Genomic DNA, 18138 nt, shown 5'->3' with positions numbered 1-18138 from the left:
CTTAATTAAGTATATGCAATAATCTAGATATTCAAAACATTAACGCTTTCCTTTTATACCTACAATGCAGCTCTAAAAGTTTTTTTTTTTTTTTTAGAGAGCATTTTGGAAAATCTTAATTTAGTTTTTTATAGAAAATAAAAATGCTTAAAATTCTCTAATTACTTTCAAAACTTGGGCAATTTCAAACAAAACAAGCATAAATTAATTTGATAAAAATAAAAAATATTTAAAATATAAATAATTCATTAAAGGAAAATAAAGTGCAAAGAGAATTTTTAGTTGAAAATAAGTGGTTTAAAAAAATAAGAAATGGTCAAAAAGTATATGAAATTCGTCTTGATTATCCATCAAGACAAAATTTAAAAGTAGGTAATTTAATACGGATCAAAAACCAAGATAGTGGTGATTTTGAAGTTGCTCAAATTGAACAAATTGAAAAATTTGATTCATTTAAAGGGCTTTTTGCTGCTATTGATAATTTAAAATTAGGATTTGAAAATAATGATCCAAATAACTACTTAGAAATTGAAAAGTATTACTCAAAAGAGCAGCAAAAAGAACATAAAGCTGTTGCTTACAAAATCAAATTAGTTAAGTTTAATTTAGATGAAATTGACAATTTTGTCTTTGATATGGATGGAACTTTACTTAATGAGAAAAATGATATTTTTAAAAAAAATATTGCATCTATTGAGAAATTTCAACAAATGGGTAAAAAGGTAATTATAGCAACTGGAAGACCTTATTATACGCTCCAAACCACAATCAGTAACATTAAACCAGATTTTCCAATGATTACATCAAATGGAGCTATGATTTATGATAACCAAAATCATCAGCTTATTCATTATGATTCAATGCCAAGCAAAGATGCTCAGCAAATGTTTGATAAATTAATGGAGCTAAATTATGAATTTTTAATTTATACAACAAACGGAATGTTTGGGCATCCAACTGGAGCAACTAAATTTTTCCCTGAAAGGGATAATTATAGCTTTTTAGCTCCTGGTGTATATACTGAAATTGATGCTACTTTTGACATAAATAAGTATCATGTGTGCAAGTTCTTAATTTTAACTGATAGCGCACAGCCAAGTTTAATTAAGCAAATTAAAGAGCTTTCAGCTTCTCTAAGCAGCATTCATGGCCTTTATTCTAGAAAAACAATGTATGATGTAATGGAAAATACTGCAACTAAAGGTAAAGGATTAATGTACCTTGCATCTAAATATAGTTTAGATTTAAATAGAACAATTGCCTTTGGTGATGGTGAAAATGATATTTCAATGTTTGATGTAGTTAAATATAGCGTCAGCATGGATAATGGATTTGAAATAACCAAGAAAAGCTCAGTTTATCCTGGATATGACAATAATTCTCCTTGAATCGAGAAATTACTCCTCTTTTTAGAAAGCAAGTAAAAAAGCACTAGCGCTATTGCTGGTGCTTTTATTTTGCCTTAATAGAAGCTATTAAAGGTCTTTAATTTTTCTTTCTTCCAAGCATAAATATTCAAAAACCGAGTGTAAGAAGGGTAAGAGACACAAGTAATCATCATTTAAATGAAGTTACTTTTCTTGGAATATAAACTTTAATTGCATCAAGTTTCTTAATTAATGCACTGTAAATTACATTTGAAGCATCGCTTTTTGCAATGGATTTAAGAATCTGAATTTCCTCTTTAGTTGCTTTTCCTTTAATAGCTAGCTTAAAGTATTTTGCATTTACCACGTTTTTAGCGAAGTTTTGGTATCTATTTTGGTTTACTAAATTATCATGGGAAATTTCATTTTTAAATGTTGTTTCTCTTGATTCTAAAAGAGAATGCACTAAATTAATTTCGCTTTGAGAATCTTTTTTAAGTAAACCTGAGCGATCTTGAAGTGCTTGTGCAGCTTTTGAGATGTTATTTTGATTATATGAATGATTCTCATCTAATTTAGCAATTTGTTCTTTTAACAATCTTTCATTTTCTAAGAAAGTATCGCTAGATATATTATCTTTACGGTATCTTTCTAATGCATCTGCAAAGTCATTGTAGCTAATAAGTTGATTATCTAAATTATCATAATTTGGATTATTAACACCTAAATTGTGAAGGTTATTAATAATTTGGTTAATTTCATCATTAGTTAATCTTGCAGCACCTTTAGCTGCATCAATAAGTTTTTTAACTGATAAATCAGCTTCGTAAACATCGTTTTTGATTTTATCTACTAGATCAAAATCTTCGCCATTAGCAACAATTACTTTATCTTTAAATGCTTGCTTTTCAGTTTCATTTAGATATTTAAGTGAATCGATGTAATTAATTGCATCGTTTTTATGATTATTAACAATTACTGCATAATTGTAAATAGCTTGACCTTCTGAGTAAGTTTCTTTAGGTTCAATTGCATCTTTATATTTTTGTTTTTCTTGCTCATTAAGGTATCTAAGATTATCAATTAATTCTTTAGGGAATTTAGAATTATTATTTAAATTCTCATAATCATAATCTAAACTATTTATAGTATTAACATCGCTAATTAACTTATCTAAAAGGTTAAATGGAACTTCCTCTAAAGCTAAATCTTCACTAATTCCATTATATTTATCTGACTTAAGAAGTTCTTTTGCATAGTTTAAATTATTATCAAACTGAGTTTTAGTTTCTTCATTAGCGCTTGTGTATTTTTTATTATTTGGATCGCTAATAAGCTTGTTATATTTATCAACTAATTCTCCAAGTTTTTCCATTTTTGCATCAATTTCAACGTAAGAATTATAAATTTCTTTAGCTTCCTTAGCAGTTAAATCTGGTTTGCTAATTTTACTATCAGCATCACTTCTTTGTTTTGAATTAAGGTGAGTAAGTTTTGCTAAATCATTTTTAATTACAGTAATATCAGCTTGTTTTTCAAGTTCATCAACTTTAGCAATGGTATCAGTTTTATCGCTATTAATTAAGTTAATAAGCTCATCTGCTTGCTCTTCGATAAGTCCTGAATTACCTTCATTATTACTATTAACAAGTTCATTAATTTTGTTAATTAATTCATTTTTTCTAGCTTGTAAGTTGGTTAAAAATCCATCTAAAATAAGATTTTCTTCTGTTGTAGAAGTTTTATCAGCTTTATCAGCATTTGTAAATTCATCTTTTGAAGAAACTAAGTGGTATTTAAATGTGATAGTTCCATCTTCATCATTAATTACAATATCATCAAGATTAATTTCAATTTTTGATTTATTAACTAATGAATCTGGAGTTGAAATATTTGCATTAATAAGCTCAAGAAGATTTTCTTTAGCAACAAATTCTGAAGCTTTAATGGCTTCTTTTTCTTGTGAAGCATCATTGTAAGTAACTGTTTTAGTTGCCTGATCGTTATTAACTAATTTATTTAAACGTTCTACTTCGCTTTGAAAATTGGTAATAGTGAATTCTTTTTCTACAGAAACATCTTCAGCACCTTCTTTAGTTGAAGTGGTTTTGTATTTACCTGTAACTGAATTAGTTAAATCATCTTTAACAAGAGAATCAGGAATAAGTTCAACATTAGCATCTTCTAAATTATTTGTAAAGCTAATGTTATTTACATCAATTTCAGAAGGAGAAGTATTTTCTTTATCCGGATAACTTGCCTCAGAACTAAGTTCATTAAGTCTTTGTTCTTCAGTTTTAAACCCTGGAACTTCTACTTCTTTTTTATTTGAAATGTATGTTTCATTAGGATCAGTTTTGTTTGTTGAAACAATTACATATTTAATAATTAATTTACCTTCTTTATCATTTGGATTCACAACTTCAGTAACTTTAACAACTCTATTGTAAATTTCATCAGGATCTTGATCTACAGTTGTAGAAAGTGTTTTATCTGCTGTTGAACTATCAAAATATGAAGGTAATTTTGAATTATCACCATTAAATGATGCGTCTAAATCATTAATATTGCTTAATTCTTTTGAAGGGATTTTGAATCCACTAAATTCTTGAGAATAAGTTTCAGAAACAACATCATTCATTCCATCTTTTGTAGATACAAAGTGGTAATTAACTTTTAATGTACCAGCTTCATCGTTTGCTTCTGTTATTGAGTACATAAATAATTTAGCATTATCAAAAGTATTTGGGTTAGAATTGAATTTTTCTTTAAGCGCATCTGAAGCAATAGTTGTATCTTTATTTGGATAATTTAAAGTTGCACTAAGATCATCTAATCTTTGTTTTTCTGTTTTGAATCCTGTGATAGTACCTTCTTTTGATTCTGAAACAATATTTGTCATTCCGTTTTTAGAAGAAACTAAGTGGTATTTAACTTTTATACTTCCATCTTTGTCGTTTCTTTCTTCAATTGAATCAATAACCACTGTTGCAGCACTTCCGTTAGGAAGTGCTTTAGTAATGCTATCAGCATTAGAACCTGAAGGCATTGTTGTTGATTTATTAGTGTAATCAAGTGTAGCATTAAGTTCATTTAATCTTTGTTTTTCTGTTTTGAATCCATTAATTGTAGCTTCTTTTGAACTTGACACAACACCAGTCATTCCGTCTTTTGTAGATTCAAAATGGTATTTAAATTTAATAGTTCCAGATCCATCATTAGCTTCTTCAATTGAATCAATAACAACTTTTGCGTTTTGATCATTTCCAAGGTCATTAGTTACTGACTCTTTATTAGTTGCAGAAGGCATTGTTACTTCTTTATCAGTATAATCAAGATTTGTAGTTAATTTATCAAGTCTTTCTGCTTCGGTTTTGAAACCAGTTAATGATTCACTTCCTGAAACTGCTGTATTATTAATTGCATTTACATCTTTACCATTTGTTGCATACTCACCTTTGTAAAGTTGATCAACAGTTTTAGAACTTTTAATGTCATAATTTGTTGTTAAAGTTCCATCTTTATCATTTCCTGATATAGATGTAATTGTCATTGTAGCATTATCGCTAGATAAATCTTTAGGTGTTATATTTGATTTATCAACTGAAGAAGGTGATGTTTGTTTTTTATCACCGTTAAATCAAATGGATTCATTAGATAAAGAATCTTTGATGTTTTGAATTCTTTGTTTTTCTGTTAAGTAACCTTCAATTTCAGCTGTTTTTTTTCTTGAACTTAAAGGAGCTTCTTGAGGTTTATCTTTAGGTGTAGATTCAATTCGATATTTTACTTTTAATTTACCAGTAGCATCATCATATCCTAATACTTCTAAGATATTTACTGTTCTATTGTATTTACTTTCTGCATCTTGAGTTACACTTCTTGAAATTTCTTCTTTATTTGTATCAAAATATGAAGCTTGTTTTTTTGAATCAGCTGTAAAAGTAGGTGTTAAATTCTCAATATCATCTTTTTGTTGAGATTCAACAGCAGGTTGACCTTCAGAAGGGAATCCACTAATAGTAATTGTTCTTTCATTTGATGAAAAGACATCACCAGTAAAATTACCTTCCCTTTGTCTTGTAGATTCTAATTTATATTTAAGGGTAATAGTTCTACTTGCTTCATCAGATTCTATTGTTCAATGCATATTTGCACCAGTGATTCCATCACCTGAAAATGAATATGAAGATGGATTTTTTGCATCATCAAACGTTATTCATGAAGCATTTGACACTGAATTATCAGCGCTTGTGTCATCAGAAATAACATGTGTACCAAGTTTTATATTAGTAATTTTTACTCATTCTTCATCTAATCTTTGTGCTTCTGTTTTGAATCCAACAACAACCATTTTAAAACCTGTATCTCCGTAGTAATCACTAGGTTTAAGATTTGAGTAAATAAATGTCTTAGGTCCGTTTGGAGATTCTTGTCTATATGAAATTTTCCTAAAATCATTCTCTGCTCAATCTATTCATTTTAATTTATTAACTACATCTTTGTTTCGATCATCAGGAAAGTATGGATTAGGGAATCTCTCCGCTGTGAAATTTTCAGGCGCAAACAATTCTGGAATAAGAGAAAACTCATATGTACCATCTTTATCATTAAAGGTAATCATTTTCTTTCTTTTAAAATCACCTCAATATGATAAAAGAGTATCACTAATATGTGTATTTTTATATAAAACTTCTAAATCAACTTCTGAAGGTAATGTAACTCTTTTTATTTCGTCATATGTTGGCTCTATTCTACCTGCATTCTTATCAAAAAGTGTATCACCAGTATCATTAGTTTCTGTAAGAATATCTAAATATTGTTGTCATGTAAGACCGAGTAATGAACCCGCATTTCTAGAATGCTCATAATTTGTTTCTATATTGCTATCTAAGTCTTGTGTAACAATTCTATAATCAACATCTAATCCACCACCAACAAGATCTAATCTTGTTATAAAAGACTCTACTTTAAATTTAAAAATGATATTATTATCATAATCTTCATATGTGTAGTATGAGTTATCATCGTAAGAAACTGAATAGTCTTGCAAGACATAACCTCCATATTGACTATTTGAAAAATCTCAAACATATAAATTTGTTTTATATAATACGCCATCACCGATTTATCTTCAATTATGTTTTAAACTATTCATTGCAGATTCTCTTAAATCCATATTTTGAAGTAAATCATTTAAGATTGCTTGAATACTAGGTTTAGTTGCTGCGGAAAACCCAAAAATTGAAACTGGAACAGCCATAATAGCAACTGCCCCTAGTCCATTTAGTAATATTTTCTTTGTTTTTTTCATTATTTTTCCCTTCTAAAACACTTGTAATATCTATTTTATTTATTTTATTACATTTTGTAATTATCAAGGCTATTTATCTAGAAAATGAAATTGATGGAATTTATGATTTTGAGACATATAAAATGATGTATGAAGAATTTAGTGTGAAAAAACAAGATCACAAAGAGCTTTTTAAATTAAATAATACCTTTTATGAAATTGATAATAAACTCATTTTAACTTTCTCAGGAAAGAGGCAAAGAAAAGATAAAAAAGGTCGTGAAAGACTCATTAAAAAATCTGAAAAATTACTCAATTTATCAGCTATAAAATCAGAAATGAAAAGAGGTGGTAAGAAGTATTTAAAATTTTCAGCTAACGAAGTTGAATTAGATCATCAAGCCATTTTAAAAGATGAAGTTTCTGATGGGTTTTATGGAATTTTAACATCTCACGAAGATATGGATGAAAAAGAAATTATTAAGTAATATTCAAAACTTTGAAAAATTGAAGAAAGTTTTAGAGTAATGAAAACAAACTTTGAACTAAGACCTATTTTTCTTTCCCCACGTTTCCCACTTAGTAGTATAAAAAGCAAAATATCCGTTTGAAGCGGATAGCTCGATTGTAATTTGCATTGCAACGCGGAGGGGCAAAAACACAAGAAAAAAAACATGGCTGCACGCCACGCTTTTTTCTTGTGTTTTTGTTTCTTTTAAATTTATTAAAATTTTTTTGTGGTGTTTTTGCAAAGGATCCACATAAATGAATTATAAAAGAATTTGTTTCAAAAATAGGGCACAACTAGAACTTTTTTTAAAAAATTATTCGATTTCTTTAGAAAAAATTGCAAAAATTCTTGGTTTTTCAAAATCTACAATATGAAGAGAAATAAAAAATAATTCGACCGAAAATGGGTATATAGCTGAAGAAACTGAAAACAAATCTAAAATAAGAGAAAAATGAAAATATCAATTTAAATTGGAATCTGATTTTTATTATTACAAGGAATTCACAAAAGTATTTTTAGAAAACTTTGACAATACTTATTCAGGGGTAAAAATTACCTGATTCAAAATAAAGAATCATTATGATTTTCCAATACCTACAATCAAAACAATTTACAATTGAATGAACAGTGGGTTATGAGCTTTGACAATAAAAACAAGCTACGTCCACGTTATAAAAAAGGTGGAAAAAGAACTGGTGACACAACAACAAGACTTGTAGGTAATAGATATGTTATACCAATAACTTTTAGACCTAAAAATGTTAATGATAGATCTGAATTTGGACATTGAGAAGCTGATTTAATTGTCGGTAAAAAAGGAAAAACCACTGCACATTTATTAACCTTTGAAGAAAGACAAACTCGTTACGGATTGATAAGAAAAGTACCAGATAAAAATCCGTGAAATGTGGCAAAAGTGTTGTTTGAATTAATTAAAGAAAAAAGACTAAATGTTAAATCTATAGCTATTGATAACGGACTGGAATTTAAGTCGTTTTTCATGATTGGTTATAGGTTGCAAATTAAAATTTATAAAGCTGATTCATATGCTTCTTTCCAAAAAGGATCAATTGAAAACTTTGATGGTTTAATAAGAAGAAAATATCCGAAGAAAACGAATTTTATCAAAATATCGGATGAAGAAATTATGGAAACAGAAAAACAAATAAACAATATGCCAAGAGAAATTCTTGATTATTTTTCAGCTGATGAGTTGTTTTTCGATTTGTATTATTATAAAAAACCTTGAGATTCGAAAATACAAGAAATCCAATTATATGATCGTGCTTTTAGAAAAAGAAAGTCCAATACTGAAAGAAACAAATTCTTCAAATGATATAAAAAATAATTAAAATTTAAAGAAACACTACAAAAAACACCACCTCATATGTTGCGTTGGGAGTGGTGTTTTTGTTGCACTGGAGATTACACTCAAGCTATCCGTTTGAAGCGGATATTTATTTTTACTTTTTGGTCATTTCTAAAACTTTTTTAACTAAGGTGTAGTCATTTCAACAATCTTCTATACTATCATCTATTACATCGATTGACTTTATTGTTTTACCATTAAATCTTTCTTCAATTGACATAACGTTTTTCATCATTTCCGTTAATCTATGTTCTGTAAATTTATCTTTTTGAAATAAACCTGTTAAATCATTGATTTTGAAAACTAAGAATTTCATTAAAACTAAACTTAAAAAGCAAATACATATATAACCAGCGATGTGTTTTCAAGTTGATAAATACATAGGTCTAAGGGCTAATCTACTTTTTAAACTCCTAAAATTTTCTTCAACTTTTCACTGCTTTGCATATAAATCTACAATTTGATCAGGTGTTAAATCATGTCTATTTGTCTCATAAACATAATGTCCATCGAATTTTTCATCCTCTAAAATCTTTTCATTATCAAGTTCATAATAACCAGATTTTTCAACAGCTTTGAAGAATCTATATTTCTTATTACCTGTTATATCCTCATAAGAAACTTTTCCGTTTTTAGCTTTCTTAAGGAAGTTATTAATTAAAATTTGTCTATCCACTGCATCTTTTTTACTCTCTTTTTGCTAAAAGTGATGATTCTTTTTCTTATTTTTCCATTGTTTCTACCGTTTCTATAAAGAGAAGCAATTTCTTCTGTTTTATACATTAAACCAGTTTCGAAGTGAATATAGTCTTCCTTCTTTAAAACAAATTCTTTAAATTCTTTAGACCTTTTTTTCATTCGATAGGAAATAATGAATTTTAAACCTTTAGCTTCTAAAAATCTGATGTTGCTATTTGTAGATATATCTTTATCAGCAATAATTGTAACTTGTTTTATGTTGTATATTTTTTGCACCTCTAAAACAAAAGGGATAAATGTTCTTGCATCTGTTGTGTTGCCTGGAAAGACTTTATAATGAAGCGGAATTCCATTTGAATCGGTCGCTAATCCAATAACAATTTGATCTTCTTTGAATTTACCATCTTTTGAATAACCAGGTTTTTTGAACCCTTGTCTACTAAAAGTTTCAAAGTAAGTGGTTGTAGAATCGTATCATATGATTTCTACGTCTCTTTTGTATTGATTAACAAGAACTGAATTTATATTTTGTAAAATTTGCTCCCTATTTTCAGCAATATAATCTAAAGATCTGTAAAAAGAGTTTTTAGAATATACAATTTCTTGCTCTTTTTTTAAACTATTAAAAGTACCTAAAATACTTAATGGGTCTTTAATTCTTTGGTAGATTTGTTGCATCACAACTTCTTTTAAACTTATTGATTTTGTTGTATTACAATCTTTGAAAATATCGAAATAATCAACCAATGAACAAATAATGTCATATCCTTTGAATTTTTTGTTGTATTTTAAAAGATTTTCTTTATTGTTTTTTAATTTCTTATTAATAATTTCGTGAGGGAACAATTAAAGACACCAAGAAAAAAAGCAAGTCAAATGGGACTTGCTTTTCATTTTAAAAAGAAAGGAGAAATTATGAATTTATCAGGTTTAAACCATAGAGAACTTGAAGAATTTGGTTATTCTCAAAAAGAGATTTTTGAAGAACAAACAAAATTCAAAGATGCTTTAAAAATTCAAAATAGTTTAAATGATAAATTCAAAACTTTGGACATTACAAAATATCTTCATTTCTTCAAAAAGACAACATCATTTTCAGTAAATGAAGAAATTTTAATGAACTTGAAAAACAAACAATTATTAATTTCATTGTTGCTTTTTGCAGAACTTGCAAAAAACGGAAAAGTGAAATGTTTTGATTTTTACACAAAACATAATTTTGATAAAAGTGAATTTTACAAAACACTTAACAAGATTAACAAACATTCAAAACAAATGATTATTAAAAAGATTGCAACCACAACTAAAACAGGTAAATCAACATTCTTTTTAGAAATCAAATTTGTGAAAAATGATTACATTCCTTTTTTGTAAAACAAATCAAATTCAATTCTTTTTCAAAGATTGTTTTGTGTTTATTGCTAAATGGTAAAAAATACATTTCATTTTTAAGAATGATGCAAACATCAAGATGAGACAATGATGATTTTGAATTTGATAAAGAAGATGTTTTAATGAACGAAGAAGAAAATATTAAAAAAGACAAAAAGAATACTCATTTTAAGTTTGTGAAGAAATTCACCAGAATAACAAATACATTTTTAAATTTAGGAAAATTTTCTGCTTGAAAGTTTTTCAAAAAAATAAATTCATTAATTTCTTATGTTGTAGATTTTATCAAAATCAAATCTGAATATAAAAGAGTTATCAAACAAAGATTTATAGACATTAGTTCTTTATTTAGATTTTTAAAAAATGACTTTATCGCAGTTGTTATGTAGTTTAGGGAGTATTACAGTATGAAAATGCATAACTAAGGGAATTGAGTTGTTCAAAAATTTGATATTTGTTTTAATAAAACACTTTTTAATTTCATAAGTGGAAAAAATCAAACATAAAGTATGTTAAGGGAGTATATTAGTATGTATTTAAATTTAATTAGATACTTATGAATACTTAATTTAAATAATGAATAAAACTAATTCAAATGTTATAGCAATTTTTAATGTGTTCAATCATAAGCAAAGAATAGAAATTAAGAATTCCAAAACTAATACAACTAAGAGTTTGGGAGACCATTGATTTCGTTCTGGTAAAGTGATTGATTATATTGCAAGAGAAGAAGCAATCTTAGTTCAACCTAAAAACTTTAACCAAGATAAGTTAAATCATATTTTCTTACAAAGTGGTAAAGAAGAAATTGAATTTATGCATAGTTTCTTAAAAGTATATTCGGAAGATAAGTCTTTAACAGGTATCTATGATATTTCTCAAAATGAAAATGATATACCACTAGAAATAGCAAAAGAAGAATTATCTAAATTAGACAAAGACCAGAAGATATTTAATTTAATCTTTTCCCCTAATTCTAAATTAGTATCAGAAAATAGGTTTTTCTCTAAGAAGCAATGATTTGATTTACTTAAAGAAGAATTACAAGTGTTTTGTTCTCAAAACAAAATGGACTTTAACAAAATAAAGGGTTATATGGGAATTCACGTAAATACTAAACACCCACACGCTCACATTGTCTTTTTTGAAAAAGAAAAATCTTACAAGAAAAACAAAGATAGCAAATTCATTTGATACCCTTTTAACAATTTCCTTTACAAAACAATTGATGACTTTAAGCAAAGAACAGAGTGAAAAATGAATGCTCAGTTGTATAAAGAGTATGAAAACCAAGTTTATCAAACTAAGAATTCACTTTATGATTTTAAAAGAAACTTTAATAATGGAATTGCGAATGTTGATTACAAAGCAAGCAATTTAGAAATTCAAAGAAAGATTGAAGAAATTGCTAAGTATTGTAATGAGAATAAAATTAAAAGTTATTTCAAAGTCAAAGATAAGAAAATCAAAGGTTATATTGCAGATGTTAATGACGAACTAATTAAAAGTAATGTCTTTTATAAAAAACTAAATGAGAATTATGACAAATGCTTAAATTCAATTTCTAGTATTCAAGCAAATAATAGTATTGCTAAAAAGGAATTGAAAAGTATTTACGCAAAAGAAATTAAGGAAAAACAAAATAAGTTATTTTCTTTTGTTTTAAGAACTTGTATTTCAATTGACCGTAAATACAAAAGAAATTTGTTCCCCTACCAAAGATATATTTCAAAATACTATACAAATGAAAAAGTTAATTGAAGCAAAGAAGCATCATTACCAAATATTCATAATTTGAATTTGTTTTTAGAACAAAAGAAATTAGAAATAGTTGAAACACTTAGTATTTCATTTAATAGCGAAATAGATAGTTTTGTGAATGATAATAAAGTCAATGTTAATCAGTTTAATGAATTTAGAAAATCTTGGGGTTCTTTAAAATCAAAAATCAAAAAAGAGAATTTATCTTTAAACGAGATTTCTCATTCAAAAGAAATGAATGTAATTTTAAATTATCTAACAAAGCATCAAAGTGATTTTAAACAGTTTGAGAAGCAATATCAAAGTATGCTTAAAGATTTTGATAAGTCAATTGTTAAAGAAACAGATTGAGATGTTAAAAAGGAAGCAATTGCATTAAAAGACAAGTTTCAATCAGAAATTCATAATGCAAAAACTTTACTTGTTATCTCTAAAATGAATTTGAAAAAAGATGAAGAAGATTTTAAATCAAAATGAAACTTAACTAGTTTAAGAAAGGAGAAATGAAAACAAATGAAAACAATTAAAGAATTTTATAAAAACTTTGATATCGATATGGAAGAAGCAATAGATTATGTTATGGAAAACCATTGATAAACTCTTTGATTTTAAAAAGGAATTTAAAAAGTCATTAATTCTTTCAATTATTTTCTATTTATCAATTCTTATCATTTTGTATTTATGTATCTTTATTCTTTTCAATTTAAAAGTTCTTTTAATTGAAAAACAAAAGTTTGGACAAGCGCTAATTAACTTTATAACAAAATGAAAAATCACTGGTATTTTCTTTGGTTGCTATACATTCTTATTTATTGGAATAATGGTTGTAGTGAATTGGAATGACTTTAAACCAGAGTTCAAGAAAGATAAAAACCCTGATGAAATCTTTTTATGAAACGAAAGAAAGAAAATAGGGAATTGAAAAAAACTATTTAGTGAATTTGTTGTAAAACCTAAAAACAAAGCAAATTGAATTTTAGGTTATAAAATTGACGCTAAAACAAAAAAGAAAATTTGAATTGTAAATAACAAAGATAATCACGCAAAAATCATTGGGGGTACAGGTAGTGGTAAAAGTCAGTTTTTAGTATTACCAAATATTACTTACAATGCACAATTACCAGAAGATGAAAAACCTTGTATGTTTATCACTGACCCTAAAAAAGAAATTTATAACACAATGAATAACTATTTAAATGACAATGGTTATCAAATTAAATTAATTGACTTAATTGATGAAGACGGAGAAACTTGAAACCCTTTAATGTTTGCTTATGAAATTATCAATAGCAAACCATTTAATGAGTTAAAAGAGCAAGATTATAGTAAAGCAATTTCTTCAATTAATGAGATAGTCGAAGATTTAGGTTGACCGGACGGTAAAAATGATATTTGATTGCGTTCAAGTAAAAGCATTTTAACTAGCATTTTTACTTATTTGCTTTACAAAACAATGAATAATCCGTTATTTAAAAAGTACAACATTGAAAGATTAAACCCAGAAGATTTAACAATTATTAAAGCAGCAGAGTTTTTAAGTCCGAATAATTTTAAAAATGGTACTTGAAGAGAAGAAATTGAAAAAATGTCTGAACACAATATTTTTTGAAAACAGTTATTGCAAATCTTTTCAAACTTACCACAAAAAGCAGACGGAACACTCGAAGGAATGATAAGTAATGCGCAAGATGTAATCAATGGTTATGCTACTCACTTTAAACTTTCAGATAGATTATCTTCTAGTTCATTAAATCTAAAAGAACTTTTAGAGAATATGAATGAAAAACCATTTGCTTTGTTTATTTGCTACCCAGACCACGAAAATGCAGTTAATAAATTTAATACATTGTTTTTAAAACAACTTTATAAATATGCAACCGAAGAAGCAAATAAACAAAAGCAAAAACATTTACCTAGAAAGTTTCAATTCTATTTAGAAGAATTTGCAAGTTTAGCAACAATTGATGATTTTCACAAATCTATCAGTATTGCTCGTTCAAGATGAATTTTCTTTTTAATTATTATTCAATCATATGCACAACTTAAAAAATATGATACTGGTAAAGGAGAAACAACTACCATTATTGATAACACTGGACTAACTTATTTTATTTCAAGCTCGTCAGTAGAAACAATGGAGAGTTTTATTAAATCAATCGGTAAAAAGGAAATTATTAGTAAGTCAATTTCACATTCAGATAAAAATGATAATGTCTCTTCATCAGAACAAGATAAAAACATTTTGGAAATTAATGACTTAAAAGAAAAACCAAAAAATGATGTGTTAATTGATATACCAAATGAAAAACCTTTCTTATGAACAATGACACCTTTTTATCTTGGTTTTAAAGACATTTTAAATGATGAAAGAAAATTTGAGTACCAAGTTAGTCCTGCATTAAAAGCAGTTAGAGAGAAAAAAGAAAATAAAGTCATTCAAAGAGAAAACTTACTTAAACACGTAATAGAAAATGTTGCTGAAACAACAGTGGAAGAAAAGATTATGAATAATGATTTTAGAAGCAGAAACGCACAATACCTTTTTGGTAAAGATAAAATGGTTCTTTTGCACGAGAGTTTCAGAGATAGCAAAGACCAAATCTTTAAAGAAATCAATTTTAAGTTAATTGAACAATTTTACAAATCAAACAAACACAAAAACAAAGGTTAAAAATGTTATTAGAACTTGAAAAATTAAAAATTCAGAAAATACATCAAATTAATAAAGGTATTTACTACGAAGAAGAAAAATGAACCCAGTGAATGGAAATTTCAGATTATAGTAATTTTGTTGCTTATGTAATTAAATTAAATGAACTAGGTTATAGTTTTCAACCATTTAAAACTGATTTGAAAACACTTTATAAATGAAGCATTTGTTTTGATAATAATTTTCTCTTAATGCTTACTAATGAAAATAACGTCTTACCTTTAATCGTTCATAGAAAGTTGATTATTGAAAGAGAAGAAATTGATGAATATGAAATTTTGGAAATTGATGTTAATTTTAATAAACAGATGCAAGAGCAATTAGAAACTTTTGAAAAGGGAATTAAATTAGAAATCAATTTAAACAATAAATATAGTTTTTTAAGATATTTAGTTGATGCAATGTACAAAATAGATGATTGAACGTTTATTGCATTATCAGGAGATTTGGGTAGAGTAAATCAAGAGCAAACTTTTATTGAGTATGAAAAAGAAAAACTAAGAATTTTAGTTCTGAACAAAGAACTGAAATCAAATAGAAAAAACTATGAAAGAGTGTTTTATAACATCTATACTCAATGATTTAAATTTCTTAGCGATATTTATGAGCTTGATTTAAAAAACATTAAAAGTATCGTTATAAATTTATCTTGGTTTTTCCTTAATAAGTATTGAAAAACATATATTTACAAAAATGATTTGTTTCATAGAAAAGACCAAATTAAATTTCAAAAAGCAATTAGAAGATTTAACACATTAGACTTTTTAGAACAAATAAGAATTCTCAATTTAATTTATATAAGTTTGTTTTGAATTAATAAAAACAAATGAAATCTTGAAGAATTCTTTACCAAGAAAGGGGGTAATATCGAAAAACTTAAAGAAGATATGGAAGAGCAATTAGGAATTGCAAAAAGAATTCCAAAATATAGAAAAACAAAAGACAATTTACAAATTAAACTTATCGATAATATCAAAAACATTAACAAATAACAAAGGAGATATAAATGAATTATTCAAAAATAACAGGAACTACTTACGGAAAAATTACAAAGAAAATAATTGCAAAAAAAGCAGAAAAAACAGATACAGATTACTACATTTTTTACGTTCAAAAAACAAATGAAGAAAATTCAGTGAATTACTACCCTTTTTGATGATTTGTTCCAAAAGACTTTGAGAATACAGAACACAAATCAGCACAAGAAATTGCGTATTCATTAATACATAAAATAGTAAAAGTTAATTACGAGCAATTACCAAGTAATGACGGTTATATTATTAACTCAATAAATAGAATTGACGTTGCGCAAAAAAATGACAAAACACAAGAAACAAAATTTGTCAATGTAATTAATAACTTTAAAAATTGACAAAAAGAAAAAGAAAAAACGGAAGAAAAATTTCAAGAAAAAGTAGCAACTAATGATTTCGGAACTCCGTTAAACCCTGAAAAATTCATTGAAGAAAGCACAATTGAAAGTTCAATTTATGATGAATTCGATAAAGAACCATCACTTTAAAAATTATGAATAAATTTCAATTTAAAGATTTAGCTAAATTAATTAACCCTAATACTATTTACAAAGATATTCAATTAGAAAGAAATGTTTTAAACATTTTAATTGTAGATGATGAGCAACAAAGATTAGGAGTTGATTATTTAAACGAAAACACTTTTTTTGATATTAGAAATAGAGAACTATTTTCATTAATTAAAAATGAAAAAGCAAAGTTCAAAAATAAAAGCATCACATTTAACTATGAAGATATTGCAAGTTTTTTAGAAAAACCTGAAATTAAGCAACAATACAAAAACATTGATAATTATTATCTTAACCTTATTTTATCTAGCGGACTTGCAAATTCTAAAAACCTTAAAGATTATTCAGATAGATTAATTGAACTTGAACAAATGAGATTGTTTGAAGCGTTTTCTCTAAGAAAAATACCTGAGTTTCTAAAAGATAAAAACATTAAATTGGATGATATTTCCAAAGAATTAAACACTTTCTTTGATTTAAATCTTTCTACTACAAGTGGAGTTGGACAATTCAAAAGAATTGATGAACTTATGATTGATTATTCAAATCAATTACAAGAAATGAAAGAAAAACCAGAACAAGGAAAAATACTATCTTACTTTCCTGAAATTGATGAAATCACACAAGGTTTTAAACCCGGACAATTAATTGTTATTGCAGCAAGACCAAGTGTTGGTAAAACAGCATTTTCACTTAATTTAGCACAAAAAATTAGTTATCAAAATTTAGAAAAAAACCGAATTGGCAAAAATGTTGCGTTCATTTCACTTGAAATGACTTCAAATGAACTTTTAAGCAGAACAATTAGTTCAGTTATGAAAATTCCCCTTAATAAATTACAAGACCCCTTTCAATTTACAGAAAATGATATTGAAAAATTAAATACTTTTAACTATTCTTTCTTACCTAAAATGAAATTACAATTTGATGATACCCCTAAATGTAAATTAAAAGAAATCATTTGAAAAATTAAAAAACTCAACAAAAACCTTAAAGGACAATTAGATGTAGTTTTCATTGACTACTTAGAACTAATAGATGCAAGTGAAAATTCAAGAAATAGAACTGAACAAGTTTCAATTATTTCGAGAGCACTGAAAACATTAGCACTTGAAGAAAAAATAACAGTTGTTGCACTCAGTCAGTTGAACAGAGTTGTAGAGCAAAGAGAAAACAATACTCCACAATTACACGATTTAAGAGACAGTGGTAGTGTTGAACAAGATGCAGATATTGTGATTTTCCTAAATAAAATCAAAGATGCAAATTCTTTTAATAACGATGTTTGAAAAGTCAATTTAACAGTTGCTAAAAATAGAAATGGAAAACTTGGAAATACAACTTTATATTACAAAGGAGAATTTGTTTGTTTTCAAACAAAGAAATTATTAAAGAAAAACCAAATGATTAAAGAGCAAACCAAGCAAAATCAAATAGAAGCACAGAAGCAAATTCAAAATGAAGAAACAATTTTACAAGAGCAAACACTTTAA

General features: G+C 26.5%; 12 protein-coding genes and 2 pseudogenes. 10 read left to right on the top strand and 4 right to left on the bottom strand.

What is annotated here, in order from left to right:
* Positions 1-263 precede the first annotated feature (263 nt).
* Positions 264-1424, top strand: a complete 1161-nt coding sequence (locus tag GOQ20_RS02960) for a Cof-type HAD-IIB family hydrolase (protein ID WP_167845341.1) — start codon at positions 264-266, stop codon at positions 1422-1424.
* Between the two features lie 61 nt (positions 1425-1485).
* Here GOQ20_RS02960 and GOQ20_RS02955 read toward each other — a convergent pair whose 3' ends face one another.
* Positions 1486-6420 carry a lipoprotein 17-related variable surface protein gene (locus GOQ20_RS02955; protein ID WP_167845340.1) on the bottom strand — a complete coding sequence of 1645 codons (4935 nt, stop codon included), beginning with the start codon at positions 6418-6420 and terminating at the stop codon, positions 1486-1488.
* Between the two features lie 75 nt (positions 6421-6495).
* On the bottom strand, positions 6496-6681 hold the full coding sequence (locus GOQ20_RS02950; RefSeq protein WP_167845339.1) for a hypothetical protein: 186 nt from the start codon (positions 6679-6681) through the stop codon (positions 6496-6498).
* An 80-nt stretch (positions 6682-6761) separates the two neighbouring features.
* On the opposite strand from GOQ20_RS02950, the pseudogene GOQ20_RS02945 reads away from it, so the two are divergent.
* Positions 6762-7226 (top strand): annotated as a pseudogene (locus tag GOQ20_RS02945) (transposase); the annotation flags it as partial.
* Between the two features lie 199 nt (positions 7227-7425).
* Positions 7426-8519: pseudogene (locus GOQ20_RS02940) on the top strand (IS30 family transposase).
* 115 nt (positions 8520-8634) lie between these two features.
* Here GOQ20_RS02940 and GOQ20_RS02935 read toward each other — a convergent pair.
* Together GOQ20_RS02935 and GOQ20_RS02930 are read right to left on the bottom strand one after the other, a co-directional pair.
* Complete coding sequence (locus GOQ20_RS02935; RefSeq protein WP_167845337.1) at positions 8635-9216, bottom strand: IS1634 family transposase; 582 nt, start codon at positions 9214-9216, stop codon at positions 8635-8637.
* Positions 9198-10085 (bottom strand): IS1634 family transposase, encoded by an 888-nt coding sequence (locus GOQ20_RS02930; RefSeq protein WP_167845336.1) that lies wholly within the window; start codon positions 10083-10085, stop codon positions 9198-9200. Before GOQ20_RS02930 ends, GOQ20_RS02935 begins: the two co-directional genes overlap by 19 nt.
* Positions 10086-10154: 69 nt before the next feature.
* Between GOQ20_RS02930 and GOQ20_RS02925 the strand changes: the two genes are divergently transcribed.
* The 7 genes from GOQ20_RS02925 to GOQ20_RS02895 all read left to right on the top strand — a co-directional run bounded on the left by GOQ20_RS02925 (position 10155) and on the right by GOQ20_RS02895 (position 18138).
* On the top strand, positions 10155-10613 hold the full coding sequence (locus GOQ20_RS02925; protein ID WP_167845335.1) for a hypothetical protein: 459 nt from the start codon (positions 10155-10157) through the stop codon (positions 10611-10613).
* Between the two features lie 80 nt (positions 10614-10693).
* Positions 10694-11020 (top strand): hypothetical protein, encoded by a 327-nt coding sequence (locus tag GOQ20_RS02920; RefSeq protein WP_167845334.1) that lies wholly within the window; start codon positions 10694-10696, stop codon positions 11018-11020.
* 187 nt (positions 11021-11207) lie between these two features.
* The gene (locus GOQ20_RS02915) at positions 11208-12989 is read left to right on the top strand and encodes a hypothetical protein (RefSeq protein ID WP_167845333.1); all 1782 of its coding nucleotides are present in this window, start codon (positions 11208-11210) and stop codon (positions 12987-12989) included.
* Positions 12967-15063 (top strand): type IV secretory system conjugative DNA transfer family protein, encoded by a 2097-nt coding sequence (locus GOQ20_RS02910; protein WP_167845332.1) that lies wholly within the window; start codon positions 12967-12969, stop codon positions 15061-15063. Before GOQ20_RS02915 ends, GOQ20_RS02910 begins: the two co-directional genes overlap by 23 nt.
* Positions 15064-15065: 2 nt before the next feature.
* Positions 15066-16094, top strand: a complete 1029-nt coding sequence (locus tag GOQ20_RS02905) for a hypothetical protein (RefSeq protein ID WP_167845331.1) — start codon at positions 15066-15068, stop codon at positions 16092-16094.
* Between the two features lie 14 nt (positions 16095-16108).
* On the top strand, positions 16109-16624 hold the full coding sequence (locus GOQ20_RS02900) for a hypothetical protein (RefSeq protein ID WP_167845330.1): 516 nt from the start codon (positions 16109-16111) through the stop codon (positions 16622-16624).
* 5 nt (positions 16625-16629) lie between these two features.
* A complete protein-coding gene (locus GOQ20_RS02895) occupies positions 16630-18138 on the top strand; it encodes a replicative DNA helicase (protein ID WP_167845329.1) in 1509 nt (502 codons plus the stop codon).

It is taken from the genome of Mycoplasmopsis gallinacea (assembly GCF_012220205.1).
GTDB lineage: Bacteria > Bacillota_I > Bacilli_A > Mycoplasmatales > Metamycoplasmataceae > Mycoplasmopsis > Mycoplasmopsis gallinacea_A.
Note: the sequence above shows the minus strand (reverse complement) of the source record. Positions and strands in the feature narration are given on the sequence as shown.